At 66.9% G+C, this 26,859-nt stretch carries 16 protein-coding genes; 12 read left to right on the forward strand and 4 right to left on the reverse strand.

What is annotated here, in order from left to right:
- Positions 1–292 precede the first annotated feature (292 nt).
- From ASD25_RS27010 to ASD25_RS27020, 3 genes are read left to right on the forward strand one after another with little or no spacing between them, the layout of a single operon-like run.
- Entirely contained in the window at positions 293–739 is a 447-nt protein-coding gene (locus ASD25_RS27010) for a PleD family two-component system response regulator (RefSeq protein WP_055831377.1), read from the forward strand.
- Positions 740–744: 5 nt separating this feature from the next.
- The gene (locus ASD25_RS27015; protein ID WP_162246632.1) at positions 745–2,004 is read left to right on the forward strand and encodes a pilus assembly protein TadG-related protein; all 1,260 of its coding nucleotides are present in this window, start codon (positions 745–747) and stop codon (positions 2,002–2,004) included.
- Between the two features lie 11 nt (positions 2,005–2,015).
- On the forward strand, positions 2,016–2,414 hold the full coding sequence (locus tag ASD25_RS27020; protein WP_055831373.1) for a hypothetical protein: 399 nt from the start codon (positions 2,016–2,018) through the stop codon (positions 2,412–2,414).
- Between the two features lie 12 nt (positions 2,415–2,426).
- Here the strand turns inward: ASD25_RS27020 and ASD25_RS27025 are convergent, their stop codons facing one another.
- From ASD25_RS27025 to ASD25_RS27040, 4 genes are all read right to left on the reverse strand, one after another.
- On the reverse strand, positions 2,427–3,092 hold the full coding sequence (locus ASD25_RS27025; RefSeq protein ID WP_235561792.1) for a L,D-transpeptidase: 666 nt from the start codon (positions 3,090–3,092) through the stop codon (positions 2,427–2,429).
- Between the two features lie 77 nt (positions 3,093–3,169).
- Positions 3,170–5,512, reverse strand: coding sequence for a filamentous hemagglutinin N-terminal domain-containing protein (locus ASD25_RS27030; RefSeq protein ID WP_055831371.1), 2,343 nt, complete (start codon positions 5,510–5,512; stop codon positions 3,170–3,172).
- A gap of 52 nt (positions 5,513–5,564) precedes the next feature.
- A complete protein-coding gene (locus ASD25_RS27035) occupies positions 5,565–7,037 on the reverse strand; it encodes a ShlB/FhaC/HecB family hemolysin secretion/activation protein (protein ID WP_235561791.1) in 1,473 nt (490 codons plus the stop codon).
- A gap of 1,285 nt (positions 7,038–8,322) precedes the next feature.
- Positions 8,323–9,417 (reverse strand): helix-turn-helix domain-containing protein, encoded by a 1,095-nt coding sequence (locus tag ASD25_RS27040; RefSeq protein ID WP_055831365.1) that lies wholly within the window; start codon positions 9,415–9,417, stop codon positions 8,323–8,325.
- A gap of 407 nt (positions 9,418–9,824) precedes the next feature.
- On the opposite strand from ASD25_RS27040, the gene ASD25_RS30860 reads away from it, so the two are divergent.
- From ASD25_RS30860 to ASD25_RS27085, 9 genes are all read left to right on the forward strand, one after another.
- Positions 9,825–18,572 carry a VCBS domain-containing protein gene (locus ASD25_RS30860; RefSeq protein WP_055831363.1) on the forward strand — a complete coding sequence of 2,916 codons (8,748 nt, stop codon included), beginning with the start codon at positions 9,825–9,827 and terminating at the stop codon, positions 18,570–18,572.
- An 8-nt stretch (positions 18,573–18,580) separates the two neighbouring features.
- Positions 18,581–19,237 carry a hypothetical protein gene (locus ASD25_RS27050; protein ID WP_156377002.1) on the forward strand — a complete coding sequence of 219 codons (657 nt, stop codon included), beginning with the start codon at positions 18,581–18,583 and terminating at the stop codon, positions 19,235–19,237.
- A 112-nt stretch (positions 19,238–19,349) separates the two neighbouring features.
- On the forward strand, positions 19,350–21,191 hold the full coding sequence (locus ASD25_RS27055; RefSeq protein ID WP_235561790.1) for a type I secretion system permease/ATPase: 1,842 nt from the start codon (positions 19,350–19,352) through the stop codon (positions 21,189–21,191).
- Positions 21,188–22,558, forward strand: coding sequence for an HlyD family type I secretion periplasmic adaptor subunit (locus ASD25_RS27060; RefSeq protein ID WP_055831360.1), 1,371 nt, complete (start codon positions 21,188–21,190; stop codon positions 22,556–22,558). The genes ASD25_RS27055 and ASD25_RS27060 overlap by 4 nt, the downstream gene beginning before the upstream one ends.
- Positions 22,559–23,108: 550 nt before the next feature.
- Positions 23,109–24,017 (forward strand): helix-turn-helix domain-containing protein, encoded by a 909-nt coding sequence (locus ASD25_RS27065; RefSeq protein WP_055831358.1) that lies wholly within the window; start codon positions 23,109–23,111, stop codon positions 24,015–24,017.
- An 11-nt stretch (positions 24,018–24,028) separates the two neighbouring features.
- The gene (locus ASD25_RS27070; protein ID WP_056621502.1) at positions 24,029–24,328 is read left to right on the forward strand and encodes a hypothetical protein; all 300 of its coding nucleotides are present in this window, start codon (positions 24,029–24,031) and stop codon (positions 24,326–24,328) included.
- Positions 24,321–24,755 (forward strand): hypothetical protein, encoded by a 435-nt coding sequence (locus tag ASD25_RS27075; RefSeq protein ID WP_055831356.1) that lies wholly within the window; start codon positions 24,321–24,323, stop codon positions 24,753–24,755. The genes ASD25_RS27070 and ASD25_RS27075 overlap by 8 nt, the downstream gene beginning before the upstream one ends.
- A gap of 184 nt (positions 24,756–24,939) precedes the next feature.
- Positions 24,940–25,569 (forward strand): HK97 family phage prohead protease, encoded by a 630-nt coding sequence (locus ASD25_RS27080; RefSeq protein WP_055831355.1) that lies wholly within the window; start codon positions 24,940–24,942, stop codon positions 25,567–25,569.
- Positions 25,570–25,574: 5 nt separating this feature from the next.
- Positions 25,575–26,810 carry a phage major capsid protein gene (locus tag ASD25_RS27085; RefSeq protein WP_055831353.1) on the forward strand — a complete coding sequence of 412 codons (1,236 nt, stop codon included), beginning with the start codon at positions 25,575–25,577 and terminating at the stop codon, positions 26,808–26,810.
- Positions 26,811–26,859: the final 49 nt, after the last annotated feature.

Here is a 26,859-nt window from a genome sequence, read left to right on the forward strand (position 1 = left end):
GCGATGACGCGCGCCGTTTGCGTCAGCCTCTGGGTCTCGAGCGCGGACTGATCCCGGGCGTCAAGCCATACCGCAAACGTTGCCGTAACGATGCAAGTCGTCAGAAGCGAGGACAGCACCAGCCCGATCAGCTTTCGGCGGATGGATCCGCTTCGATATGGCTTCGAACTTAGCAACTTCGAGCACCCGGATTGCCGATTTGTCTCAGGATACGGACGCTTAATGACTCTTCCCTTAAGCTTCTGTCGTCGGGACTGTCCGGCGGGGCCCGTAAGGCCCGAAGGGTTGAGTAGTGGGCGACTTTTTCTACGTCCTTGATGAGTCCGCACGGATCCTGTTTGTGGATGACGACCCCATTCTGCGCGAGTTCGCCCAGGTAAATCTCGCGTCCCCGAAAGCCCGTATCGATGTCGCCGTTCACGGAGCGGACGCGTTGGAGCGGCTGAAGGAGGACTACGACGTCGTTCTTCTTGATCTCGAGATGCCGGTCATGGACGGGTTCGACACCCTCGCCGCCATCAGGGCCAATCCGCGAACCCGGGACATCGCCGTCATCGTTCAGACAGGGCGGGAAGACGTCGAGGCCATTGATAGGGCCTTCCGGCTGGGAGCGACGTCCTTCGTCACCAAACCCCTGAACTGGCGGCTGCTGACGTATCAGATACTCTATGTCCTCCGCGCTTCCCGGGCGGAGCGCAGCGGCGCCGTCCACGACTCCGGCAAGGACCGGGCCGCATGAGGGCCGTGGCGCGTCTTCTGATCAGGCTGGGGATTCACGTCCGCCTGCTTCGCTCGGACACACGAGGCAATATCGCCCTCGCCTTCGCCTTCATCGGGCCTGCGGTGATCCTGCTCGGAGTCGGCGCCGTCGACCTGTTCGCCGTTCACACGGCAAAAGTCCGCCTGCAGAGCATCGCCGACGCAGCCGCCCTGGCCGGGGCGCCCTCCCTCGCCCTGGCCACCGACGGCGCTGCGGCCAAGGAACGCGCCGCCTCCTTCGTCGCCGGGGCCATGAGCGACTGGTCTGAGGGGCCGAGCTTCGAGGGAACCTACGAGGTTGTCGACCAGGGCGGGCAGCGCGCGATCCGGGTCCTTCTTCGGGGCCACCGCCCGTCATTCTTCGCCAATCTGCTTCCTCCGGGGGGATGGAATTTCCAGGGCGACGCCACGGCCACATCGCTCGGCCTGGTTCCCCTGTGCGTGCTGGTCACGGCGGACACCAACGCCAGGGTTCTGAACATCACGGATACCGGCCGGATCGCGGCGCCGGCCTGCATGGTGCACTCCAACCGGGACATTCTGGTCGAGGGCGGCTCCATCACGGCGGCCGCCGTTCAGGCCGTCACCTCGGCCAGCGGGGCGATCAGTCCCACGCCCGGAACCGGCGCGGCCCGGATCGCCGATCCCTTCGCCGCGCTGGATCTCGATCGGAGCGGGCTGGCCGACTGTGTCGTCGGCGCGGTGCTCGAGCCGCTCAAGCTCGCGGTCGGCGTCACTCGTATCCGGCCCGGCATCCATTGCGGCGGTCTGGAAATCTCGGGAACCGCCGCCGTCGTTCTTGAACCCGGCGAGCACTGGTTCAGTCGTGGAAGTCTGATCGTCAAGGACGGGGCTCGCCTGCAGGGCGACGATGTCGTTCTGTTCTTCGACACGGCGTCCCGATTCCAGTTCATCGACAATGCGCTGGTGAGCCTGTCGGGACGAACGAGCGGCGCCTATGCGGGCATCGTGATGGGCGCCACGCGCGACAACAGGCAGGACTTCATCATCTCCAGCGACAACGTCGACAGCCTGCTGGGCGTGATCTACGTGCCGACCGCCCGACTGGTTGTCCAGGGCAGGGCTGACGTCGCGCGTGACAGCGCCTGGACCGTCATCGTGGCGCGCAGCCTGCAACTCACCGGCGCGCCGTCGCTGTTCGTCAACGCCGACTACGACGCGACGACCGTTCCCGTGCCGAAGGGTGTGGGTCCGCGCGCCGGCGGTGCGCGGCTGATCGAATAGGGAGGGAAGCCATGTCTGTTGAAGCCCAGGTGATCGCGGATCGAATCGACGACGAGCCGCCATCGGAGAAGCGTCAAAGGTCAGGCGACCGCCGGGCGCGGGACCGTCGCAAACCCGGCAGCCGGATCAACAAGGGCGCCCCGCGGAACTCGCTGCTCAAGGCCGTCGGTGCCTTTGGCGTCGTCTTCAGTACGGCCGCGTTCGTCCTGACGCTGCTGGGCGGGCAGATGCTGAACCTGCCGTCGACCATCGTCGCGGTCGGATTTGAAGCCGCCGCGCTGGTGACGTCGGTTCTCCTGCTGGCGCTCGGCTCGATCGAGCTCAGACTGGTGGAAATCCGCCTTGAGTTGATGATGTTGAACGGCGGGATGCGAGGCGAGGATCGACGCGAGGGCGACCGACGCGAGTAGATCGCGGCGGCTTCAGTCCGTCGACGGACTGTCTTCGCCTGACGCGGATTCGGCCACGGCGGGAGCCGGGAAGAACACCTCTGCAAGCGAGCGGTGCTCGGGCAGGATGTAGACGATCCCGGTCGTCCCGGTGAAGGCGGGCTGCACGATCTCTTCGTAGAATTTCACCGGCACGTTCACGCACCCGTACGAGATCCGGTTGTCCTGCGCGGTCGCCGTGCCGAGGCGCTCCAGCCGGCGGTCAGCCGCCCGGGTCGTAACGACCGGATGCAGGGAGAGGGCGGCGTCGTAGTCGATCCACAGAATGCCCTTGCCGCCGAGGTTCTCGCCCATCGAAGCGAGGAAGCGTCCCGCCGGCGTGATCCGGTCTTCGGGACCGATGGCGGACAGCGGACGGTCGCCGATTCCCGGCGGGGAGACGTCGCCGCGCGACAGGCCCAGCAGGACGGGGGCTGAGCCCAGCAACCGCCCGTCGCCGTCATAGGCGAGCACCCGGGCATTGACCTTGTCCACCATGAGGAACGGCAGCCCCTGATTGTCGGCGGTCTCGCTGATCCAGGCCGCAATCTCGCTCGCCGCCGGTGAGACGACGGCGTCGCGCCCGTCAGGCGACCAGGCTCGCTCGGACGCCTGGCCGGGATGCGGAAAGGCGAGGCCCAGGGCCAGGCCTCCGACCACGCACAGCCCTGGCCAACGGGGGGTGAACCCGCGGGACGTGGCATGCGCGGCGCATTTCGGAGGTGTGGACGCCATGGTCAGTTGCGGTCCTGCTTGGGAACATAGACCGGGACGGGCGGCGCGATCCGCGTGGGCGGGGCGGGGCGCGCAATCACCTCCTCGGCGGGCGGAGAGACAGGGGTCGCCTCATACGGCGGCATCCGGACGCCCCGATCGACGAGGTCCAGGGGCAACTCCGGCGTCGGCGTCACGACGGGATAGTTGATCGTCGGATAAGGCACGAACGGCGAAGGCGTCCCGGGCGGCGTCACCGGCGGCGGTGCGACAGGCGGAACGACCGGCGGCGTCACCGGCGGAGTCACGGGCGGCGGCGGCGGGGGAGGAGGCGGAGGCGGAGGCGGCGGCGGCGGAGGCGGAGGGGGAGCCGCGGTGATCGTCCCCCGTGTCCGGAAGGTCGCCACGCAGCAGGATCCGGCCAGGGCATACCGGCCAGCGTCAGGGCCTGCCAGTGTGTAGCCGCTGTAGGTGATGCCGACATCGGCGCCGACCGCCGCGGAATCGAACGTCGCGCTGGCGGCGGGCCCCGCCACGAGGGTCACCCCGGTCGGCAGGCCTGACGTCGCGGTGGTCCTGAACCCGGTGAGAACCGCCGCCGTCGTACCGTCAAACACCCGGCTGCCGTCCGGGAAGAGCAGCATCCGTTGAGTCAGCGCCGCGCCCTCGGTCAGGACGAAGCGGGTGCTGAAGTCCGTCGGGGCGGCGTAGGAGACCGGATTGTAGTTGATCGTCACCGGGGCGACCGTGACGGTGACCGGCGGCGCCAGGGGGCTGAAGATGATGGTGCCGCCGCCCACGCCCGGACCCGTTCCGTCCGCGCCGGCGATCAGGGTCAGGCCGACCGGAAGACCGAGGCTCTGGGCGGGAATGGTGCTGCCCCGGGTGAGAGTGACCGCGGCGTCGATGTGGACGTCGTGCCCCGCGCACAGCGCGATATTGCCATCGGTCGTGGTGATCGCGTGGAAGACATTCACATTCTGCCCCGCGTTCAGCAGGACGCTGCCGTTCACCGTGGTGATGGGCGCATTGACGTTCACGTCGCGCCCGCAACAGGCCACCAGGTTGCCATTGGTGGCCGTGATCGCGGCATTGATGTTGACGTCGCGGTTGGCGTTCAGCGTCAGCGTCGTCGGGGTGGAGGAGGCGGTCCAGGCGATCGCGTCATTGACGTGGATGTCGCCATTGCCCGGGAGGCTGGCGCCCGGCCCGGTCATCGTGCTGATGACGACATTGGTGGTCACCAACTGGGCGGACAGGGTGGCTCCGGAAATATTGCCGCCGGCGCCGATCGTGAAATCAGCCGGGTCGATCAGCCATGTCCCGGCGGCGCCCGAGGGCGCCTCGGTCGTGACGCGGGTCCCGGTCGCGACATTCACGGTCCGGGCGGATGTTTCGATGAAGCCGCCGTCGCCGCCGTCAGGCGCGCTGGCGTCGAGCACGCCCGAGACGCTTACCGTGCCGCTCTGCATGTCGCCCATCAGCAGGATGACGCCGTTGCGCTCGCCGATGGTGCGGGCCTGAATCACGCCGGTGTTGTTCACCACCGTCCTCAGCAGCTCGCCCGCCCCCTGGGCGGTCATCAGCACCCGGCCCCCGTCGGCCTGCAGGATGCCGCCGTTCTGGACCAGGGCGTTGGCCGCACCCCTGTCCACGGCGACGTTGAGCAGTCCGTCGCCCGCGACGTCGAGTGTGATGGCTTCGCCCGAGGCGAGGGTGATCGTGCCCAGATTGGCCTGGATCAGGCCCTCATTGCTGACGGTCCCCCCCAGCAGGGCGACGTAGCCGCCGTTGGCGATGATCGTGCCCTGGTTGAGCACTGACCCGCCGCTGCCCGAGAATCTGTAGTCGCCCGCCATGAAGTCCGCGTCCGTCATGCCCAGGGTGGACGCGACCAGCCCGCCGACATTGACCTGGGACCCCTGTCCGAACAGCACGCCGTTCGGATTGATCAGGAACACCTGGCCATTGGAGGTCAGGCTGCCGAAGATCGAAGATGCGTCCGCGCCCAGCACCCGGTTCAGCGCGATCGAGCTGCTGTTCGGCTGCACGAAGACGACGCTGCCGCCCTGACCGATCGAGAAGCTCTGCCAGTTGATGGCCGTGTTCTGGGTGGACTGGTTGATCGTCATCGTGCCGGGGCCGGTGGTGATGGTCGCGCCGCCGGCGACGACCGTTCCGCCGGTGGGCAGGGTCTGGGCCCGGGCCGTCGTTCCCACGGAAAGCGACACAGTCAGTCCGATCACGGCGTAGGCGGCGATGCCCGCCAGAGCGGTTGACGCGGACAGCACGCCCTTGCGACGGCGCAGGCTCCGGGCCCCGGCCCGTACGGCGCCGCTGGCGGTCATGTGCTGGAGTCTGGTCATCAGAACGTCCTTGTCAGGAGGAGCGCGGGAGGAGGGCAGGTCGGGACGGTCATCAGAACAACTTGACGATCTGGAACCAGGCCCGGCCCGTCTCGTCGGGTCCGGAGGTCGATATCTGGTCGTTGAACCTGCGGGCGTAGGACGCCCGGACGATCAGGTTCTGCGGGCCGAACCAGTTCAGTCCGATGCCGCCGCCGCTGCGTCGGGCGTGATTGGGTCCGGCGAACCAGGGGTCATGGGCGAAGTCCACCTCGCCCGCATCGACGAAGCCGATCAGCTGGAACCGGCCCGGCAGGGCGCCGGTCCATCGGTCCAGTTCAAGGCGCGCCTCGATCGTCGCGACATAGCCTTCGTCGCCATAGGCCTCGCCCTCCGGATAGGCGCGCACCGCATAGGCGCCGCCCAGCTCCATCTTCTCGGAACTGTCCAGATTGTCGGTGGCGATCTGGCCGCGAACGGCGCCGTAGACCGACAGCGGTCCGCTGACCGCCTGAAGGCGCGACACGGCGTACTGGAGCTTGTTGAACCCGCCCTGCGAGCGCGCGCTCATCGCATCGGCGGCCCGCTCCAGCGGGCTTTCGATGTTCAGATCGCCCGACGTCCACGACAGCGATCCGGCGTTCCAGCCGCCGCCCCCGAAGGCGTCGCGGGAGTCGCCGCGCAGGCCGAGGGTCACGGCCTGTATCTCCTTGTCGGACACCTGTGAAACCAGGCCGATTTCGTCCGTCAGATATTTGGCGTCCAGACTGGCCAGGGCGTAGAGGTTCGCGGTCCGGGAGCGGATCAGCGGATAGCTGGCGAAGACGCTGAAGATGTCCGCCGTGCCGCCGGCGTCGAGCGCCCGAAACTCGCGGCCGAGCTCATACTGCATGTGCGTATAGGCGACGCCCACCGTCGCATCGCCCAACGGCGCCTGCCAGGCCGCGCGCCCATAGGCCAGACCCTTCGTCGAAGCGAGCAGGCGCAGGCTCAGCAAGTCGCCGAACCCCGTCGCATTGGCGTAGTTGACCGAGCCGCCGAACCGGTAGGCGCCGGTGTATCGGTTGCCGGCGTTGTCAGCCTCGAGGCTGCCCGAGAGTCGGGGCGCCCGGGCCAGGTCCACGGTCAGGTCCGCGGCCCCGACCTCGGCGCCCGGAGACAGCGTCGAATGAACGAGCACGCCCGGAATGTCGGAGAGAAGCAGCAGCCTGCGTTCAAGCGGGGCGATCGCGACAGGATCGCCGGTGTTCAGGCCGGCCGTTATGCGCCGGGCCACATCGTCGGACACGCCGGACTGGTTGCGTACGTTGATCGCGCCGTATCGGCCCTCGATCACGGCGATGGTCACGGCCCCCTCGAGGACGTCCTGCGCCGGCAGATAGGCCTGGGCCAGCACATAGCCGCGGCTGTTGTAGAAGCGCGTAATACCGGCCGCCAGATTGCGAAGTTCGGGCAGGGTCAGATCGCTCCCCGGGGTGAAACCCGCGGCCGCGATCAATTCGTCTTCCGGGAACAGCGTCGCGCCCTTGACGCGCAGGGAATTCACGCGGATGCGCGCACCTTCCGCCACCGCGTCGGTCGGCGCGTCGGGGTGTTCAATTCGGATGTCGGGACCCGGTCGCTGCGGGAGAGCGGACGGCGGAATTTGCTGCAGCTGCCCGCCCCCGGCGGGTTGCTGGGCGTACGCAGTTTGGCTCGACGCCAATAGCGCAGCCGCTATCAAGCCGGATTTCAACATAGCTACCTCGAAGCGCCGCCGCGAATTTAGGGCGTACCGGCCCTCACGCAGCGGAGGGCACGCACGTAGGAAGCCTGGCTACCGTCGGTTCAACGCGGACCGGGAAAGCATACTACCCGGGAAGGGTAAAATGCCGAGCCAGCAAGTTGAGCGTAAAGTTAACAATGCATAAAAAGGTCGTCGACTGTGACGCCTGTACTTATAAATGACATGATAGAAACTTGGTTCCAGATCCGAAGATAAATATTCACGCAGTGCTGATGTCGGTCGCGTACTTGGAATGCTGGATCAATGCGCGGCGGCGGGAGCATGTCTGACCGATAGTGGGCGTTCCCTGTCTTCGCCTTTCCCTGCCGTCGACCTCGGCCGGGTGGCGAAACGGGCCGCAGCCCTGTCTCTGCTTAGCGCCCGTCCGCAGAACGGAGCCGCCTGGCCCTGTAGGAGCATCGATCAGATGCCGGTGAGGCGCTGAAGGAGGCGACAGGCCTCGGCCGCCTCCCTTCCGATTCGCTGGCGCGATTACCGCCCGGGCAACAGGCTCACGCTCGCGCGCACCGGACGGACCAACAGGCTCTCAGGAGGCCTGTGCGACTCCGACGACTTCGACGCGGTGAAGGACCGGATGGCCACCCTCATGGCCGCCGGCTTCCTGAGCATCTGCAAGCCGACGCCGACGCTTCGCGTGGGGGCGCGGGCCGGTCCGGTCAGACAACACACGGAAATTGGAGGCGGGCGGCGGAGGCTGGAACGCTCGCCGGTTCGTCGGCGCGGACATCCTCCAGACCCTCCTCGCCCCTCGCAGGAACTGAACCCCCTCCAACGGCCTGCTCTGGTGGTCGAACGTCCGACCAGGAGCTGACGCGTTCGGGCGGGGGCGCGCTCTCAGGTTTCCTTCCGCGCCTCCCGACACCGTCGCCGCGTTGGGAGCCGGCGGTCCGATGCTGCTGATCGTCCCGTCGCGCAACCTGGTCGTGGTGCGGCAGGGCGACGCCCCCGGGTGCGCAACCCTGGGGGGCGATCTGCTCGCCGGGACCCTCGGCGAGTCGGCCCGCCGGTAAGTTCGTCTCTGTACGGAGGGTGCGAGGCGCTGCTGTCAGTCGGACGACAAATCGTCTTCGATAGCCAAGGCATTCTCGGCCCGCCCCCGCGGGCCGTCGCTTCCGCTCATCCACCCCAGCACCAGATCGTAGCGGATGCCGGCCTGATCGGAGGCCGGCCGCGCAGATGGCCCCGGCGATTGAACTGCGCCGGGCGCCTGACCATAATGATCCCGGAACGACCGGCTGAAGTGGGACTCGCTGACGAAGCCGTGAGCGTGCGCGATCTCGCCGATGGTGGGCCGTCGGCCGACCCGCGCCAGCAAGGCCTCACGCGCGAACTCGAGCCGCCGATGCTTGATGTAGAGCTGGACGCCCCCGGACAGGGCGAAGGCCCGGAACAGGGTGGCTCTGGAGACACCCAGTGCGTGGGTGAGGGACCCGATCGTGAAATGAGGATCGTGGACCGCCCGATCGATCAGGGCGACGGCCGAGGATCGCAAGCCCCGGTAGACCGCCGCAGTCTGATCGGTGCTGAGGCGGCCTGTGTCCGTGAAGGCCCGTCCTGCCAGCACGAGGGCGGCCTCGATGCTCGCCAAGCCATCCTCGACGGTGAGAGACGGTGCTGACTCGAGAAGTGCGATCAGCTGTCCGGTCAGCAACCGGCTGAGCCGGGACGTGCCGTCGATGGTCAGGCCGTGAAAGTTCCGGTCGACCAGCCAGCGCGGCGCCACGTCTCGCGGCATGGCCAGGACCACGGCGTCTACCGCGCCGACCTTGAGCGCGGAAGGGCGCGCCAGGTCGCGCAGATGGAAAGACCCCGCGGGCGTGTTGATGTCGACGCCGTCGGCGTCTCCCTTCATGCCGGCGAGGTCCAGCATGAGCGCCACGCTGTCCAGGCCCGAACGCCGTATCTCGCCCGGCCCGCGAACGAGCACCTGCCCGACGGATCGTCCCCGACCGAGCACATACGGGCCGAACTGATAGACGATGTTGTCGGTGAAGAAGGCCTGGCCGTGGTCGATCTCCGACACCCCGTACCAGTCGCTGATCCCGTTGAGGTAGAAATCAAGAGCGGACGGAACGTCCTTGGCCGAAATGCTCCAGCCCGCTGCGGGAGGCGGGCCGGACGACTTGTTACCCAACGCCATGAACGCCACAGATTCCCGTTATGTCGACTTCTGACTCAGACCTGTATCGATAAGCGGGCGCAATTCAACGTCGATGGAACGCTGTCCGACGAAGAAATTATGTTGACTATGTTTCTCGCTCGTGACGCGAAATCGTCAGCTTTTGCAATAGATGACCACTGAAATTGAGACGCTCAGGCATATCGCAATGCTAACGAGCCGTTAACTTCCTGTCGGCTGGTGACGACTCCGCTGAACGCGGGTCTCTCACCGGTGCGTGATCGCAATGAATGCGGCGCGCGAAATCGGGGTGGGGAATTTCAAGTCAGACGCGGATCGGTTTCGACGAAACCGACCTGTTCGGCCTCTTGCGGTCGGGCGGCTGTCCTGTCGTTGCGCCCGGATGCAGATCAATCACGGGGCGAACAATGGCGACGCAATCGAATTCCGGCTCGAACACCATCACCGGCACGTCCGGCAGCGAGCACCTGAACGGGGGCTCCGGGGCCGACACCATCTACGGGATGGGCGGAAACGATCGCATCAACGCCGGTTCGGGCGACGACATCATTGACGGCGGATCCGGCAACGACATCGTGAGCGGCGACGCAGGCGACGATACCGCCATCTATGTGCTGGGCGAGAACGTTGGTTCGACCGATGTCTACGACGGCGGCTCCGGCATAGACACCATCAGGCTGGTGATGACCCGGGCGGAATGGCAGACCCCGATGGTCCAGGCTGACCTTGCCCGCTACCTGACCTTCCTCGCCCAGGTCACGAACCCGGTGAACGGTCAGGCCACCAATGCCAATTTCACCTTCTCCTTCGGCCTGACAGTTTCCAAATTCGAGAAGCTTCAGGTCACCGTTGACGGTGTCGCGATGGACCCGCGCGACCAGGATGTGACGCTGGTCAATGACGTGATGTCCGCCGGCGAAGAGAGCGTCAGCGTCTCGGTGAACGTCCTGGCCAACGACAGCGTGCCGGACCTGATCGCGAACCTGACGAACACCCAGCCCGCTCATGGTTCAGTCACCCTGACCCGCACCAGCGGCGCGCCCGGCACGCCGGACACGGCCAGCTTCGTCTACACGCCCAGCCCGACCTACTGGCAGTTCCTGGCCGCGGGCCAGACGGCGACTGACACCTTCACCTATACGGTCACGGACTCGGACGGCGATGTCCGCACGGCGACGGTCACCGTCACGATCACGGGCACGAACGACGCGCCGACCATCACCTCGGCCGTGTCGAGCGGCGCCGTGGTCGAGAACGGCGTTGTCGCCGCCTCGGGCGCCATCGGCTTCGCCGATATCGACCTGCGCGACGCCCACACCGCCACCAGCACGGCGGCGGCTCCCGGCTATTTCGGAACCTTCTCCACGACAGTGACCGACAGCGGAGAAAACGACGGCGCCGGCTCGGTGACCTGGAATTTCGCAGTCGACAATGCAGCGATCCAGTATCTGGCCGCTGGAGAGACCCTGACCCAGAGCTACACGGTCACCGTCGATGACGGGCAGGGCGGCTCGGTCAGCCAGCCGGTCACCGTCACCATCACGGGCACGAACGACGTCCCGACAATCACGGCCGCCGTCGCTTCTGGCGCCGTGGTCGAGGATGGCGTGGTCGCCGCCTCGGGCGCCATCGCGTTCGCCGACATCGACTTGCGCGACAGCCATGCGGTGTCCAGCGCGGCCAATGGCCCGGGTTACCTCGGAACGTTCAACGCCCATGTCACGGACAACGGCGCCGGCGACGGCGTGGGCGGAGTTGCATGGGACTTCGCCGTCGACAATGCGGCGATCCAGTACCTGGCCGCGGGCCAGGTCGTCACCCAGACCTACACCGTCACCGTCGACGATGGTCAGGGCGGAACGGTCAACCAGACCGTCACAGTGACCATCACGGGCACGAACGACGCGCCGGTCATCACCACGGCGGACGTGCAGGGGGGCGTCAGCGAGGCCGAGCCCGTCACGGGCGTCCAGGCCCCGACCACGCCTGTCATGGCGGACATTGAGTCCAACAACGCCTTCGCCACGGCCCAGGTCATCAACCGCGCCGACATGCGCATCAACGCCGGCAACACCAATCTGGCCGACCCGACCGATCCGTCGGTCCGGATCCAGGGCGCGATCTCCACCAGCGCCGACCAGGACGTGTTCCGCATCGACCTGCAGGCGGGCGAGACCCTGACTCTGGACGTCGACTTCGCCGGCATCATCCCGGGCGTCGGCGGTCTGGACAGCTTCGTCTTCCTGTACGATGCCGCCGGCAATCTGCTGAACTTCAACGATGACTCGTCGACCACGCTGGGCGGCGGCGGCTCCACCTCGACCCAGGATTCCTTCCTGCAGTTCGTCGCCGCTTCGGGCGGAACCTACTACATCGTCGTCAAGGACTTCGATCAGTTCGGTCAGTCCTCGGCCGGCACCTATGCGCTGAACGTCAGCGTGGATAGCCAGAACCTTCAGCTGACCGACACCGGCACAATGACGTTCGCCGACGTCGATCTGCGCGACGGCCACACGGTCAGCGTCGTCGCCGAGGGCGGCGGCTATCTGGGCGGTCTGACCGCCATCGTGTCGAACGCAAGCACCAATGACGGCGCCGGCTCGATCCAGTGGACCTTCTCGGTCGCCAACGCCGCCGTCCAGTTCCTGGCCGCGGGCGAAACCCGGACGCAGTCCTATGTCGTGACCGTCAACGACGGTCAGGGCGGCACGGCCAGCGACACGGTGACGATCACCATCACGGGCGAAAACGACCGTCCCACCATTTCCACGGCCTTCTCGTCGGGCCAGGTGATCGAGAACGTCGTCCACGCGGCGACCGGCGTCATCGCGTTCGACGACGTCGACCTGATCGACAGCCACAGCGTCAGCAGCGCTGCGGATGGAACCGACTATGTCGGAAGCTTCAGCGCCTCGGTCAGCGAACCCGCGACCGCCGCTGGCGGCGGCGAGGTCTCCTGGACCTTCAACGCCAGCGAGGCCGAACTGCAGTTCCTGGCCGCTGGCCAGAGCCGGCTCCAGCGCTACATCGTCACGATCGACGACGGCAATGGCGGCACGACCCAGCAGCTGGTGAATATTACCATCGTGGGCACGAACGACGCTCCGACCATCACCTCGGCCGTTTCGAGCGGCGCCGTGGTCGAGGACGGCGTGGTCGCCGCCTCGGGCGCGATCGCCTTCGCCGATGTGGATCTGCGCGACGCCCATACGGTGTCGAGCGCCGCGGATAGTCCCGGCTATCTCGGAACCTTCAGCGCCACCGTGACTGACAACGGCGCCAATGATGGCGCGGGCTCCGTGAGCTGGAACTTCGCGGTCGACAACGCCGCGATCCAGTATCTCGCCGCCGGTGAAACGGTGACCCAGACGTATACCGTCACCGTTTCCGACGGGCAGGGCGCAACGGTCAACCAGCCCGTCACCGTGACCATCACGGGTACGAACGACGCGCCGACGATCACGGCGGCGGTCGCTTCGGGCGGCGTGACCGAAACGGCTGACCTGTCGGCGGGCGAGAATGCCGTGCTGCTCGGCGCCACCGGCTCCATCTCGTTCGCGGATGTCGATGTGATCGACACCCACAACGCGAGCGTCACACCGCAGGGTGTTGACTATCTTGGTTCTCTGACCCTCGGGGGCGTGGACCAGGACGGCAACTCGGTGGGCTGGTCGTTCGCGGTCAACGACGCGGACATCGACTTCCTCGGCGCCGGGGAGACCCGCACCCAGAACTACACCGTCGCGATCAGCGACGGGCAAGGCGGCACGGTCGAGCAGGTGGTCACCATCACCGTCACCGGCTCCAACGATGCGCCGACCGTCACCAGCAGCGCCAGCCAGGTATTCAGCTTCAGCGACTCCCAGGACTCGAGCGTTTACGACGGCACGAACTGGTCGTTCCAGGAGAACGGCTTCGATTTCGACGGCTTCTACGACTACCCGTACGGCTATGGCGCCAATGGCGGCGGCATGGCCTACACCTACGGCAACAACAACTGGTCGGTCAGCGGTTCGGACGGCACGATCAGTCGTCAGGATGGCGCCAACTTCGGCATCCGCAGCTTCTCGGTCGCCAACTTCGCGTCCAACTCGACCGCGACCATCTACGGCTATGTGGACGGCGTTCTGGTCGCGACCCAGACCTTCAACGTCAACAGCCAACATCAGGTCGTCACGCTGGATTCTGCGTTCGGCAACGTCGACGAAGTCCGCTTCGACGCCCCGCAGAACGACTACATCTTCCTGGACGAGATCGTCATCGGTTCGACGGGCGCGACGGTCCAGCTGGCGGAACTGGCCGACGGGGACGCCAACGAAGGCTCGGCGAGCCTGACCGCCAGCAGTTCGACGGCCTTCTTCGACGTCGACCTCAGTGACACGCACACCGCCACGGCCGCGGCCCAGGGATCCGGCTATGTCGGCGGCCTGACCATCGATGGCGTCGACCAAGCGACCAACACGGTCAACTGGACCTTCGCGGCGGCTGACGGCGAACTGGACTACCTGGCCGCCGGTCAGACGATCACCCAGCGCTACGTCATCACCATCGACGACGGCCACGGCGGCACGGTCGATCAGACCGTCTCGGTAGTCCTGACCGGCTCCAACGACGCCCCGACCATCGTCGCGGACGGTTCGGACACCTCGGGCGGCGTCACCGCCGAACCGATCGATCCGGCCACCGCCACGCCTCCGGCGCCGATCAGCTTCCTGGTCGAGCAGTTCACCGGCTTCCAGTCGAACGATCTGAATACGCTGCGCAACTACGCCGCCAGCAACCCGGCCAACTACACGGCGACGACCAGCGTCATCGACTACACCGATGATCCCGGCGGCTTCTCGGGCGAACTGCCCGGCAGCTCGCCCTGGCCGGCGGCTGTCGCCGCGGGTCAGTCGGGTACGGGCGGCGTCAATGACGTCTTCTTCGCCCGCATCACCTCGCAGTTCTCGGTGACGACGGCAGACACCTACACCTTCCGGACGTTCAACGACGACGGCGTCTTCCTGCTGGTCGACGGCGTGCTGGTCATCGCGGACGCCGGATACCACCCCGAGTCGCCGTTCGAGGGCAGCATCGCGCTGTCGCCGGGCAATCACACGATCGAACTGTTCTTCTTCGAGAACGGCGGAGAGGCCTCGCTGGAGCTCTCGGTCCGCAACTCGACGGGCCAGTACGGCCTGCTGGGCGGCTCCGGCGGCGGTCTGGGCGGCGTGACCACCCTGATCTCCGACACGGGCGTCATCAACTTCGCCGACGTGGACCTGGCTGACGGGCACACGGTCTCGGTCGCGGCCCAAGGCTCAGACTACCTCGGCAGCCTTTCGGCCCATGTCAATGACGACGGCTCCGGCGATGGCGAAGGCGATGTGACCTGGACCTTCAACGTGTCCAATGACGCGGTCCAGTTCCTCGGCGCAGGCGAAACCCGCACACAGGTCTATGCCGTCACCGTCAACGACGCCCACGGCGGCACGGCGACCCAGAATGTCACCGTCACCCTCACCGGCAGCAACCTGGCGCCGATCGTGTCCGGCGGCGTGTTCGCCGGCGCGACGGTCGAGGACGCCCAGGTCACGGCGGCGGGTGTGGTCGCCTTCACTGACGTCAACCTGATCGACGGCCATTCGGTCAGTTCTACGGCTGCGGGAACCGGCTATCTGGGAACCTTCACAACGACGGTCGCCGACAACGGCGCAGGCGACGGCGCCGGCTCGGTCAACTGGAATTTCGCGGTCGACAACGCAGCCGTCCAGTTCCTGGCCGCGGGTCAGGTTCTGACCCAGACCTACAACGTCGTGATCTCGGACGGTCAGGGCGGCTCGGCCACCCAGCCGGTCACGGTCACTGTCACCGGGACGAATGACGCGCCGGTGGCCAACGCTGACACAGCCACGACCAACGAGGACACGCCCGTCACCTTCGACGTGCGCGCCAACGACACGGACGTGGACGGTTCGAGCCGCACGGTCACCCACATCAACGGTTCGGCGATCGCCGCCGGCGGTTCGGTGACCCTGGCGGACGGCGGACTGGTGGCGATGAACGCCAACGGCACGCTGACCTACACGCCGGCGGGCAACGCCAACGGCGCCAAGAGCTTCAACTACACGATCAACGATGGCCAGGGCGGCTCGGCCGCCAGCACGGTCAATGTCACCGTCAACCCGGTGAACGACGCGCCGGTCGCGAACCCCGACTCGATCACGACGAACGAGGACACTTCGGTGAACTTCGACGTGCGCGCCAATGACACGGACGTGGACGGTTCGAGCCGCACGGTCACCCACATCAATGGTTCGGCGATCGCCGCCGGCGGTTCGGTGACCCTGGCGGACGGCGGTCGCGTGGTCCTGAACGGCAACGGCACGCTGACCTATACGCCCGCCGCCAACGCCAACGGCGCCCGGACGTTCGACTACATCATCAGCGACGGCCAGGGCGGTTCGGCCAGCAGTACGGTCAATCTGACCGTCAACCCGGTCAACGACCGTCCGGTCGCCGTCAACGACACAGGCTCGGCTATCGAGGCTGGCGGCGTCCAGAACGGAACCCCGGGCTCCGCAGCCACGGGCAATGTGCTGGCCAACGACACCGACATCGACGATGCGGTGCTGGTCATCTCGGCCGAACGCACCGGCCCCGAAGCCGGCGGCGGCACGGCGGGAACAGTGGGTTCGCCGCTCAACGGCGCCTATGGCACGCTCGTGCTCAACGCCAACGGCAGCTACAGCTACGCCGTCAACGAGACCCACGCCGCGGTTCAGGCCCTGGCGACCGGCCAGGCCCTGACCGACACCTTCACCTATACGGTGCGGGACGCGGCCGGTCTGACCGACACGGCCCAACTGACGATCACGATCAACGGCGCCAATGACGCGCCGGTGGCCCAGAACGTCACCCTGCAAGCCAACCAGCTCGGCAACGGCGGCTTTGAGGCCACGCCGAACTTCCAGGGCTGGACGGTCAGCACCGCGACCAGCGGCCTGACGTCGACCAACAGCTCGACCGCCGTCGTCGACCGGTCGGGAACACCCATCGCCGGCGACGCGGCCGTAGCGGTCCTGCAGTTCACCGGCACGGTGCCGAACGGCTACGGCACCGGCTTTGGTCCGTCGATCACCAGTGCGGCGTTCGCGGGTCAGGCGGGCGATACCGTCCGCTTCGTCTACAAGCTGTCCTCGGGCAGCGACCAGGCGATCGGCACGGGCTACATCCGCGATGCCGTCACCGGTGCGATCGTGCAGACGGTGTTCAACTACCAGACGCCGTTCTCGGGCTCGACAGGCGTGGTCACCCAGGATGTCGTCCTGGCGGGCAGCGGCAACTATGTGATCGAGTTCCGCGTCGGTTCGTATGACGCGACCGGCGGCCGTGCGGTCGGCGCGCGCCTGGATCTCGGCTTCGCCGGCATCCTGCGCAACGGCGTCGGCGAGGATGAGAACTTCACCTTCCCGGCCTCGAATTTCACCTCCAGTGCGGTCGATCCGGATGGCGGCGCCCTGACCGTGATCTCGGTGGGCGCCAGCGCCAACGGCGCCGTCGTCACACTCAACGCCAATGGCACCGTGACCTACAACCCCGCCGGCCACCTGGACTTCCTGGCCGCCGGCCAGCAACTGGTCGACACCTTCGAATACACCATCAGCGACGGCCGCGGCGGCGTCAGCACCGCCACCGCCAGCGTCACCGTGATCGGCAAGGACGATGCGACCGTGGTCAGCCACGCCGCGGAAGACCAGTCGTCCGACATGCTCAGCGCGTTCAGCTACACGTTGGCCGCGGACACCTTCACGGATCCGGACTCGACCCTCACGCTGACGGCGACCCTGGCCAACGGCAATCCGCTGCCCTCGTGGCTGAGCTTCGACGCCGCGACCCGCACCTTCTCCGGCACCCCGCAAGGCGCCGACGTGGGTCACCTGGATATCAAGGTCACGGCATCGGGCGGCGCCCAGGCGGCGTCCGACGTGTTCAGCCTGGACGTCAACATCGTCAACCAGACCCTGACGGGCTCGGCGGGCAACCAGACCCTCACCGGGGACGTCGGAGCCGACACGATCGTCGGCGGCGACGGCAGTGACAGGCTGACCGGCGGCGCGGGCAATGATGTGATCTCGGGCGACGCCCTGAACGCCGCCGGCGTTCAGGGGCCGGTCCAGGCTCCACTGACGGCGACGGCCGCCTCCTACTACACGGCCAGCCACAACCTGGTCACCGGACTGGGCGGTGAGCGTGGGTTCGGCGAGCAGCTGTTCGCCCGGAACGACGACTCCTCGCTGGGTCCGATCGACATCACCTCGGTGTTCGGCGCCGCGGGTCTGGACTTCTTCGGCACCACCTACTCGTCGCTGTTCCTGAACAACAACGGCAACATCACCTTCAACAGCGCGTTCGGCGGCTACACCCCGTCGAGCATCAGCGCCGGCATCGGCAACCCGCTGATCGCGGCGTTCTGGACGGATATCGACACCCGCAACGCCGCGGGCCAGACCAGTCCCGGTGGAACGTCGCAGGGCACCAACCAAGTCTATTATGATCTGGACGCCGTCAACGGCGTGCTGACCTTCACCTGGGATGATGTGGGCCAGTATTCGAACGGCACGGCGCCGAACGCCTTCCAGATCCAGTTGATTAGCCGGGGGAATGGCGATTTCGACATCATCTACCGCTACGAGGACATCACCTGGGGCGACAACGCACGGGCCGGCTACAACTCCGGCACCGGCACCTCGTTCGAGTTCGCCTCGTCGGGTACGTCGGCCATGCTGGATCTCGAGAACACGGTCGGAAACACCGGCATCGCAGGGGTCTATGTATTCAACGTCCGCGACGGCGTGGTCACGCCGGACAACAACGACATTATCGACGGCGGCGCGGGCATGGACCGGCTGATCGGCGGTCTCGGCGATGACGACTTCGTCTTCCACGCAGGTCAGGCCGACGGCGATGTCATCGTCGACTTCATCGGCAATGGCGACGGCGCAGGCGACGAACTGGTCTTCCGGGGTTACGGCACGGCGGCGCAGGGCGCGACCTTCGTCCAGCTGGACGCGACCCACTGGCAGATCAACTCTGCTGACGGCTCGATCCACGACGTGATCACGATCGAGAATGGCGGATCCATTCATTCCACCGACTGGGAGTTCGTGTGATGAACCGCTTGCTCACCCCCGACTGGCGTGGCCCGATCGACTGGAATGCTGAACGGGAACCGGGAGCGCCGGTTCTGCGGTTTATACCGGCTGCGCGCCCGATCGATCTGCTGGACGAGGCGGAGGTCGTCGTTCAACGGCCAACACCGACCGTCCATTCGGTCGAGTCCTTCGATGCAGGCGAAGAAGTCGGACGTTACCTTCCGCTGGGCGAGGGGAGTGTTGCGGTCCGGGAGACGGGGTCATACGTGCCCTCCGTGGCGGCCTTCGAGCCGCTGACTGGATCGGCGGCCGGAACGGGGCTGTATGACGCGGCCGTGGATGAGTTCTTCATCGGGGGGCGGATCGGAAATCTGCAATCGCATGATCCGTCGGGAACGGATTCCTGGGAGCTCCCCCCGCTTGAAAGTGTGTCCGACGACGTCATCGCCGATCCGGCGACCGTCGCGGGGGACCTGGACGTCTTCATCCCGCTGCCGCATGGCGAGGTGTTCGCCCTGTCGCTGGATGAAGGCGCGGACGCCTTCAGCGTCCAGGACGGCGGGCTGACGTTCGGAGGGGGGGACGACCCCCTCTGGATGTTCACCCTGCTTCCGACGCCGGACGACCACGTACACGACACCGGGTTCGGTCATCCCGGCCTGGGCAGCGATCCCTGGGGCTGAGGCCCCGAGGGAAGTCGGCATTTACCGTTGCTGGGGTGACGTCCGGGCATGGTATGAGCCGCAAGGTGCGATACCTGTACCCTATGAGTAGCAGACGCGTGGCCCAGACTTGTTGAAGAACCTGCTGCCCAGCAAGCCGGGGACCGAGCCTCTGGCCGAAGCGTTGAGGGCCTGCCGTCCGCACTTCGTGTGGGCGGCGGTGTTTTCGGCCCTCGTGAACCTGCTCTATCTGACGCCGACCCTGTACATGATGCAGGTCTATGACCGCGTCGTACCGACGGGCGGTCTGCTGACGCTGGTGCTGGTCACCGCCGTCGCCGTCTTCGCCCTGGCGGCGCTGGCCGCTCTCGACTGGCTGCGCGGGCGGTTGATGCTGCGGGCCGGGCTGCGGCTCGACCGGCTGCTGTCGGGCAAGGTCCTGGCGCGGGTTGTCGACCTGCAGGCGAAGTCCCCGAACACCCAGGCGCTTCGCGAATTCGATCACGTGCGCGGGGCCATCGGCGGCCAGGGCATGCTGGCGCTGTTCGACGCGCCCTGGACTCCCATCTATCTGCTGTGTTGCTTTCTGCTGCATCCGGCCATCGGGCTTCTTACGCTGGTCGGCGGCGGCGTGCTGTTCGCCCTGGCCTGGCTGAACGAGCGCGACACCCGTCCGCGGCTGAAGAAGGCCATGCAGTCCCAGAACTCGGCCTACGCCGCGCAGGAAGGCGTGGCGGGCCAGTCCGAGGTTGTGCGCGCCCTTGGCATGAGGCAGGCGTCGATATCGCGGCAGGTCGAGCAGCGCCGTCTCGCGACCGCGGCCCAGGCAGACGCCCAGCTGGCGGGCGGGCGCTATTCCGGCGCGATCAAATTCCTTCGTCTCGTCCTGCAGTCAGCCGCGTTGGGCCTGGCCGCCTATCTTGCGGTCAAGAGCGAGATCTCGCCCGGGGCCATCATCGCCTCGTCCGTCCTGCTCAGCCGCGCCGTGGCGCCGATCGAACTGCTGGTCGGCGTCTGGCCCAGCCTGGTTCAGGCGGTGAGCAGCTGGAAAGTCCTGACCGACCTGTTCGCCAGCACCGCCTCGGTGGAGCGGGAACGCACCCTGTTGCCCGACCCGCGCGGACGGCTTCAGGTCGAGGGCGTGTCGGTGAAATTCCCCGATACCGACCAGCCGCAATTGCGCGGTGTCTCCTTCGCGTTGAAGCCGGGGCAGACGCTGGGCATCGTCGGGTCGAGCGGCTCGGGCAAGACCACGCTCGCCCGCGTCATAGCCGGCGCCCTGCAGCCCCAGGCCGGAGCGGTCCGTCTCGACGGCGCCGAGTACGAGGCGCGGGAGGGCGACGAACTGGCGCGCTGGATCGGCTATCTGCCGCAGGTCCCCAGCCTGTTCGCTGGCTCGATCAAGGAAAACATCTCGCGGTTCGCCACCTCCGCCGGGCTGGATCAGGAAACCGCGGATCGCGGCGCCGTGCAGGCCGCGATGGCGGCGGGCGCGCACGAGCTGATCCAGCGCCTGCCGCAAGGCTATGACACCATCCTGGGACCGTTCGGCCAAGGCCTTTCGGCGGGTCAGGCCCAGCGCATTGCACTGGCGCGCGCCCTCTACAACGATCCGGTCCTCCTTGTGCTGGATGAGCCCAACTCCAACCTCGACCAGGAAGGCGAGGCGGCGCTGATGCAGGCGATCCTGGGCGCGGCGGCGCGCGGAGCGGCTGTGGTTGTCATCGCGCACCGTGCGGGGGTGCTCGCGCGCGTCGATCGTCTGTTGATGATGCGGGACGGGGTGGTCCAGCTCGCGGGCCCTCGCGAAGAGGTGCTGGAAAAGATGCGCGCCACCGCCGGCCGACCGGGCGCGCCGCCCACGCCCGCGGCTGAACGGCCGATGTCCACGCCCCCCGGAGTGATGCAGCCAGCGGGTACGGAACAAATCTCGCCGCAGGCGACGAGCGCGCGGACGTCCGGGCGCTCCCAATGACCAACGCCGATACGCCATCCCTTCCAGCGCCGGGCATCGTCGCGCCGCCCCCGGAGCCACCGGTTCTGGTGCCGGACACCCCGCGCCGCGAGCTCGCGGTCGGCGGGCTTATCATCGTGGTCTTCTTCGTCATCTTCCTGGGCTGGGCCGCCCTTGCGCCGCTTGACGCCGGCGCCTACGCCCAGGGCCAGATCGCCGTCTCGGGCAACCGGCAGGCTGTGCAGCACCGCGAAGGCGGCGTGGTCAGCGCCCTGCACGTGGCCGAGGGCGACACGGTTCGCCGCGGCCAGATTCTGCTGCAGTTGGCGTCCGGCGAGTTGCGGGCGACCGAGCGCGGCGTGGCCGGCCAGGTCTTCGCCCTGATCGCCCAACGGGCGCGCCTGACCGCGGAGCGCGACCGGCTCGGCGGCATACCGACCCCCCCCGAGTTCGCCGACCTCTCCGGGGACGACCTGGTCCTCGCCCGGGAGTCGCTGCGTATCCAGCAGCTCCAGTTCGGCGCCCGGCGCAGCGGCCGCTCGACCGAGACCGGCGTGCTGGGCCAGCGCGTCGCACAGCTGAACGAACAGATCGCCGGCTATGAAGGGCAGATCGCCGCCAACCTCGAACAACAGCGGCTGATCCAGGAAGAACTGACCGGGATGCGCAGTCTGGCGGAGCAGGGCTACGCGCCGCTGACGCGCGTGCGCGCGCTGGAACGCACGGCGGCCCAACTGGACGGCGAACTGGGGTCGCTGCGATCGCAGATCGCGCGCTCGCGGGAAGCGATTGGCGAGACCCGTCTGCAGATGTCCGGCGTGTCCACCCGGATGAACGAAGATGTGGCCGACCAGCTCCGCCAGATCGACGTCCAGCTGAACGAGCTACGACCCAGGATGGCCGAATTGAGAGCCCAGATCGCGCGGACCGAGGTGCGGGCGCCGGCGTCGGGCGAGGTCGTGGGGCTAACCATCTTCACCCCGGGCGGCGTCATCCAGCCGGGGCAGACGCTGATGGAGGTGGTGCCCCGCGACGCGTCCCAGGTGATCATCGCCCAGGTCAATCCCAACGATATCGACAACCTGCGCGTCGGGCAGACCACCGAGGTGCAGTTCCCCGGGCTGCGCGAACGCAGCCCGCCCACGATTCACGGCCGCGTGACCCGGATTTCAGCCGACAGCTTCACCGTCGAACAGACCGGCGCCACCTATTACCGGGCGGAGATCGTGGTCCCGGCGTCAGAGTTGAAGACCCTGGGACGGGCGGCGAGCTCGTTGCGGCCTGGCGCCCCGGTCCAGGTGATCATCCTGCTGAGAAAACGAACCGCGCTGGCCTATCTTCTCGAGCCTCTCACAGACAACTTGTGGCGCTCCGGAAGCGAGCAATAAGCAGCCGGAAGCCCGTCGCCGCCCGTTGGCCGGCAAGCCCATCCGGCACACAAACCAACAGGCCCGGCATCTTGCAGTTGCAGGGCCCGATTCATGCTCGAACAGACCTGTTACCACCCTGTTCCTGTCGCGGGCAGATCATACGGATCGACGGGGCCCGCGAACAGACGGTTTGCAGGCAGAAGCGCCTTCATTACCCCGAAGATCCAGACCTAAATTACATCGGAACAGGCGGAGCAAGGTCAACCCAAGGGAGGGCGGCCCTCGATCGGCAGAGACGACGGCGGGAACACGCTGGTGAACGGCCCGGTTCAGCGGACCTATGGCGTGGCATCTCCCCGGATGCAGGCCGTTTTGACGGGACCAGTCGGTGCTTGGAATGCTGGATAAGGTTGGCCGGCTCGGCGAAGTGCGTGGCGGACAGAGAGGTTGTCCGCTCCCTCCGCAAAATCAGACCCTTAGGCTGTCTAACCGCCCGCTTCGCCTACATTGTTCTTCAAGGTGTTTCCGGCTCTCTGCCTAACCCGGATGCTGCCCCTCGGGGTGGCGCATGAGCCGCCTTCTCGACGTCCATAACTTCGTTGGCGACAAGCTGCGCTGGCAGACGCAGGTGCTGCTCGACGTGGCGCTGAGCGCCAGCGCCAGAACCGTCGGCTGTCTGATCGCTCACGACCTCAACGTTGAGCGCGGCGCCGCCTGGCGGGCTCAGGAAAACATGGCGGTCGCCTTGGGCCTGTCGTTGTCCACCATTCGACGTGGGATCGGCGAACTGCGGCGCGCCGGCCACCTGTCCGTTCGGCGGTCGCGGGGCCGCGGGCGAACCCAAAACTATGTCGCCATGATCCTCGATGCTGCCGAGGCTCACGACAGCATCGATCAGGCCATCCTCGCGCGCAAAGCTGCCGTCGCAGGCGAGCCTGAAAAGGTGTCACCAGTGACTTTGGACGCTGCCGAAAAGGTAGCACCCGTGACTTTAGACGCTGCCGAAAAGGTAGCACCGGTGACCGGTCAGGCCTCGGAAAGGGTGTCACCAGTGAACGGTGACGTCGCCGAAAGGGTGTCACCTGTGACGCAAAAGGGTGGCGCCAGTGACCGCCAATCCCTTGAAGACTCCATTACTCCCCCCTTCCCCCCGTCGAGGGCAAACCGGGTTCGTTCGAACTGGGGTGAGCCGCTCCAGTCGTCTGCTCCTTTCCCGGCCCGGGAAGTGCGCGAGGCGATCATCGGTAGGCTCGGCGAGGCAGGAGCGCGGTCATGGCTGGACCCTCACGGCTGGGACCGGGAGAGCCGCACCATCGTGACGAACCTCGCGATTGCGGCTGACAAGCTCCGGTCGGACTGCGGTCGAGAGCTTCGAGGGCTCGACGTGAAGGTCGTCTGCGACAAGGCCCGACATGACGCGCTGCGCCGCGAGCCCCGCCCGGTGTTCGCCAGCGAGGGCAAAGGGCTCGCCGCGTGAGGTCCGCTTCCATGATCTCGACCGCGACCAGGGGGGGCTTCGAAAATCCCGGGCGTCCGTTCGTTGCGGACCGGTGGGGGTGCCATTCGGAGATTTTTTTCGGCGCAGCGGGAAATCCGACGGCGACCCGCAAAGGGCTGCTCAGCCAGTTGGGTCTGACCGGCGACCGCGTCCGGCGCCGGATCGAACGGAGTGCGCCGCCAGCGGATGCGCAGGCTGCCCCTCACAGCATTCCCGGCGCGGAGCTCCCGCCCGGCGACGGACGGCGCTCGCGCCTCATTTTTTTCGATCTGGAGAACACCCGTGACTGACTTCGATGCGACCGCCCAAGTCGTCGATCTGGCGAAGGATATCCAAACCGTCATCGCCGCATCCGACCTCGAGGGGGAGGCGGCAGTGATCTGCGACGCTCTCCAGCTCGTCGCCGTTCAAGCGGCAGAGCGAGCGTTTTCGAACGAGCAGATCGGGCGAAACCTCCTGCTGCTGGCCGAACGCTACCTGTCGGCACCGGGCCCGGGCGCGGACGCCCCGAAGTCGGAGGTCGAGACCGCTCACGAGGTCCTCTGTGGAACGACGCTGTTCCTGGAACGGCTGGGGATCAGCCGCCCGAAGGTGCGCGAGTTCATGCTCGGCTTTGTCGTCTCGTGGATCGGGATGGCCGAGGGACCTCAAGGAGCGGGGGTCATCTACCGGCACGCCGACGCTCTGGCTGGACGTCCTATGGGAACGGTTCAGTGAGACTTGTCACGCAACGCGGGAGTGGCTATAGAGGTCGGGTCGCTACCGGAATCCGGGGCGGCACCATGCGTCACCAAGCCCCTGAGCGGGACGCAAGGCTGAACCGAGGCGCTCCGCGCCTCATGGCTTCGCTTTGCCCTTTGGTGACCCCGTGACCGCTCATTCCGACCTCCGCACTGGCCCCATGCTGGCCATCAAGATCGCGCCTCAGGATGCTGAGCGCGGTTTGATCGAAGGCTATGGCGCGACCTTCGAGTCGACGCCTGACCTCCAAGGCGACATCGTCCGCCCTGGAGCGTTCGCCCGAAGCCTGACCCGGTATCTACCGGCGATGGTCTGGGCACACGATCTAGGCCGTCCGGTCGGACGCTGGATGGAAGCTCGCGAAGACAGCAAGGGCCTCTGGCTGAGGGGTCGGTTGAACCTCGAAACCGAGTCAGGGCGCGAGGCCCATTCCCACGTCATGGCCGGCGACGTTACCGGCCTGTCCATCGGCTACAGCGTCCCGCCTGGCGGGGCCAGTCGAGGGAAGGGCGTCGACGAGCGAATCCTGACGGCGGTCGATCTGCACGAGGTCAGTCCCGTGGCAGTTCCAGCCATGCCGAACGCGCGGATCACGGCGATCAAATCCCTGACGTCGCAACGCGAACTGCAAGCCCTTCTCCACGAAAGCGGCCTCTCACGCGGGGCCGCCGCCAAGATCGCCGCCGCAGGGTGGACGGCGCTTAACGGCGAACAAGACCACCCGGACCTCAACAACTTGGGCGCGCGGATCAAAGCCGCGACCGCCGAAATCCTCAGCATGAAAGGCTGAACGACATGACCACCACCACCTCGCTTCCCTTCGGCGTCCTCGGCGCCATGTCTGCCGCCGAGCGCCGCGCCGGGCGGTTTCTGCGCGGCCCGGATGGCCACCGCGAGATCAAGTCCTTCGAGGACCTGGCCTCCGCTTTCGGCACCCACAACGACGCGGTGAAAGAGGCCTTCGCCGACCTCAAGACCAAAGCCGCCGAAACTTCCGCACGCCTGGACGACGTCGAACAGAAGGTCACGCGCCGCGGCGGCGGGGGCGGCATTGGCAGCGGCGACGAACTGGAGTGTCGCTCCCTGGGGGCCAAGTTCGTCGCCCAAGACGGGGTGAAGGAGTTCGCCGAGCGAAACGCCCGCAATGACCGCTACGCCTTCGAGACCAAGGCGACGATCACCACGGCCACGACGGACGCCGCGGGGTCGGTCGGCGCGGCAATCGAGGCGTTCCGCGACCCCACCATCACGCCGCTCCTCCAGCGGAGGCCGGTCGTTCGGTCGCTGCTTCCCGTCATTCAGATGTCGGGTGGCGCAGTCGAGGTTCCGCGCATCAAGGGCCGCAACAATGGGGCCGCGCCCGTCGCTGAAGGCGCGGCGAAGCCCGGATCGGACATGCAGCTCGAGCTTGAGACGATCCCGGCACGCGTGATCGCGCACTGGATGAAGGCCAGCCGGCAGGTGCTGGAAGACCTGCCGCAGTTGGAGGGCCTGATTAACACCGAGCTCCTCGACGGCCTTGCCTTGGTCGAAGAGGCCCAGTTGCTCTATGGCGACGGCACCGGCCAGAACCTTCAAGGGATGGTGCCCAAGGCGACTGGTTTCGCGGCGCCGTTCGTGATCGCCGATCCGACCATGCTGGACACGCTGGGCCTCGGCCTCCTGCAAAGCGCCCTTGCGGAACATCCGGCGACGGGCATCATCATGCATCCGTCGGACTGGACCCGCATCACGCTGCTGAAGGACGCTGACGGAAACTACATCATGGGTTCGCCGGGGTCCGCGATCTCGCAACGGCTCTGGGGTCTGCCGGTCATCACCACGCAGGCGATGAATGTCGACAAGTTCCTGATCGGCGACTTCCCCCGCGCGGCGACCCTGTACGACCGCTGGTCGGCGCGGGTGGAGCTCGGCACCGTCAACGACGACTTCACCCGGAACCTGGTGACGATCCTCGCCGAAGAGCGGCTCGCCCAAGCTGTCAAACAGCCGAAGGCGCTGACCTACGGGGACTTCGGCAACGTCGCCTAAGCCACCGAGGCAAACCGGGTTCGTCGCATCACAGACGAACTCGGTTTGT

The organism is Brevundimonas sp. Root1423 (assembly GCF_001426805.1).